Source organism: Terriglobales bacterium, assembly GCA_035764005.1.
Classification (GTDB): domain Bacteria; phylum Acidobacteriota; class Terriglobia; order Terriglobales; family Acidobacteriaceae; genus Gp1-AA112.
Genome location: DASTZZ010000042.1, coordinates 1 through 2,372 on the forward strand (window position 1 = coordinate 1; position 2,372 = coordinate 2,372).

At 56.2% G+C, this 2,372-nt stretch carries 3 protein-coding genes; all 3 read right to left on the reverse strand.

The genetic code is table 11. The annotated features are described in order from the left end of the window. Positions 1-247 precede the first annotated feature (247 nt). Entirely contained in the window at positions 248-970 is a 723-nt protein-coding gene (locus tag VFU50_07105) for a S24 family peptidase (GenBank protein ID HEU5232612.1), read from the reverse strand. A 409-nt stretch (positions 971-1,379) separates the two neighbouring features. Further along, a complete protein-coding gene (locus tag VFU50_07110) occupies positions 1,380-1,574 on the reverse strand; it encodes a hypothetical protein (protein HEU5232613.1) in 195 nt (64 codons plus the stop codon). 80 nt (positions 1,575-1,654) lie between these two features. Next, a partial coding sequence (locus VFU50_07115) for a methylmalonyl-CoA mutase family protein (GenBank protein ID HEU5232614.1) occupies positions 1,655-2,372 on the reverse strand: 718 nt, incomplete at its 5' end.

The window sequence follows — 2,372 nt, forward strand, 5'->3', positions numbered from 1 at the left end:
GACGGTGGGAACTCTCCGCGGTTCTTTAGGCATTTCCGTACTGGCGGAACCTCGCACACCGAACCGATTTTTCGAGTCGAGCCCCCTGTTCATTGAATGTTGGTTCAATAAACGGTTACCGCCAGTACCTGCTTTGCAGGCTGGCTTTCATTGTCGAATGTACTCAAAGCCAAGGTTGTGGGCAAGCCACTAAGGTCTTTTCGGCTGTATGGACTTTCGACCCCTTGGTCTCCAGAGGAGTGTCAGACTATCGCGGTCGCGAAAGCCACCATGCGACACGTCCGAGAATCCGCCAGTTGTGATCGAGCGTGAGAGAGTTCGCTCCTGTTGGATCGGCATCGGATACGAGCACGTCGGCTGCTCCGACTTTTTTCAGCCGCCGAACCATCAGGCCGAAGTCTTTGTGCCACGCAAGCACAACCAGGTTGCTCAGCTTTGCAGGATGAAATTGCGCCAGATCCACGGCAACGATCGAACCATCGGCTATTGCCGGAGCCATGCCTTCGCCCTTCACCCGCAGACAGCGAAGGCTCTGCAGGTTTTCACTCCATTCCGGCGGGGCCATCACCTTCGCAACCGCCGGACTTTGTTCGAGGTTGGGATCACTGTCTCCAGGCAAGCTCGTGCCTGCGGTGAGCCCGACAACGGGAACCGCATAATGTTCCAGATCGGCAACTGTGGCCTGCGCGACTTTCGCATTTTTCGACTTTCGCAGGGCTCTCTTCAGATCGCTGGCAGGTAACCCGGCACGTTGCCAGAAATACCAGCAATCAGGATCTCCAGCCAAAGTTCCCATGTGAATGTAAAAGGCTGCTTCGGGTTCGTTCACGGCGCGTTCCCATCGGGATACGGCCATCGGAGACACGTTGAGCAGTCGAGCGAGGCCCGCCTGATTCAGGTGCAACCGCTCACGAAGGCGTTCGATCTGAACCGCCCACTCTGGTCTAGCTAATTTAGCGCCGGCGCGCATAACTCATTCCTTGACAGGCTGAGGCACGGAGGCTATGCTCAATAACACTGGAGTTACACCCCAAAAAGAACGTGCTTCCCCTGTAACTCGGTTCTGTGTGTCTGGCGTCGCGCCACGCTGACCAGGACAGCGGGTCACGAATCATGACATGGATAATAGCAAAAATCCTCGCCTCAATCGACTTAGCCTCTATCGAGGCATCTATAGCAGGGTCGCACGACAGCTAGGGATTGACCCGTCCTACGTAAGCCGTGTTGCGCGAGGGGAACGCCAGTCCGCAAAAGTGGAGGCCGCGCTGCTGAAAGAGATCCGCAGGATCGAGAAAGGCTCCCGGTAATTCAGCAGCCCTGCTGTTGCTACCACCTGTAGTTTACTCCTCCTGTTCCTCGCCTGCGGCCTCTGACCTTGGTCACTTTTGTTTGCGCTCACGTCCGCGTAGAGTCAACCCATGGCCACCCGCTTTACCTGCTCCCAATGCGATCAGGACGAATCGCGCTGCACCTGTGAAAAATACTGCGTCTTCTGCCAGGGCGAGCACGATGTCCGTCTCTGCGCTGACGGTGTGTACTACTGCCGCGAATGCCGCGAAGCCTGCGACCTCCATGCACAAAACTGACAACGTTTTGTTTTGTTGAGGATTCGAAGATCAGGAGTGCTAGTGGGTTGTCCGCCCTAATTCTTGCCTTAGACAACGACAGTCTCCCGGTGCTCACCAAAAATCGAGCGTAGCTGGTCTGAAATTTCGCCCAGCGTGCAATTCTTTTCGACGGCTTCGATGACCACAGGAACCAGATTGTCCCCACTTATGGCAGTCGTCTTCACCTGCGCCAAGGCCGCTTTGCAGAGTGACTGATCTCGCCTGGACCGAAACGCCCGAACGCGCTCAACCTGCTTTCGTTCGAGTGCTTCATCTACCCGCTGAATGGGAATGCTCTTCTCTTCATCAATGATGAAGAGATTCACCCCGACCACAACCGCCTTGCCGTCATCGACCTTCTGCTGTGTTTCATAAGCAGCGTTCTGAATTTGCTGCTGCACGAAGCCTTGCTCAATGGCTTTAATCATGCCGCCGAGGGTCTCGATTTTCTCGATGTAAGCGTTGGCTTTACCTTCGATCTCGTCGGTGAGCCTCTCGATGGCATAGCTGCCGGCAAAAGGATCGATGGTCTGCGCCGCTCCTGATTCGTAAGCAATGATCTGCTGCGTCCGTAGCGCGATGCGCGCAGCTTCTTCGGTCGGGATTGCGAGCGCTTCGTCGTAGCCATTGGTGTGTAGCGATTGCGTGCCACCCAGCACGGCTGAGAGCGCCTGGATCGCAGTGCGGACGATATTGACTTCCGGCTGCTGAGCCGTGAGCGTCGAGCCGGCAGTTTGCGTGTGGAAGCGCAGCATCCACGATCGC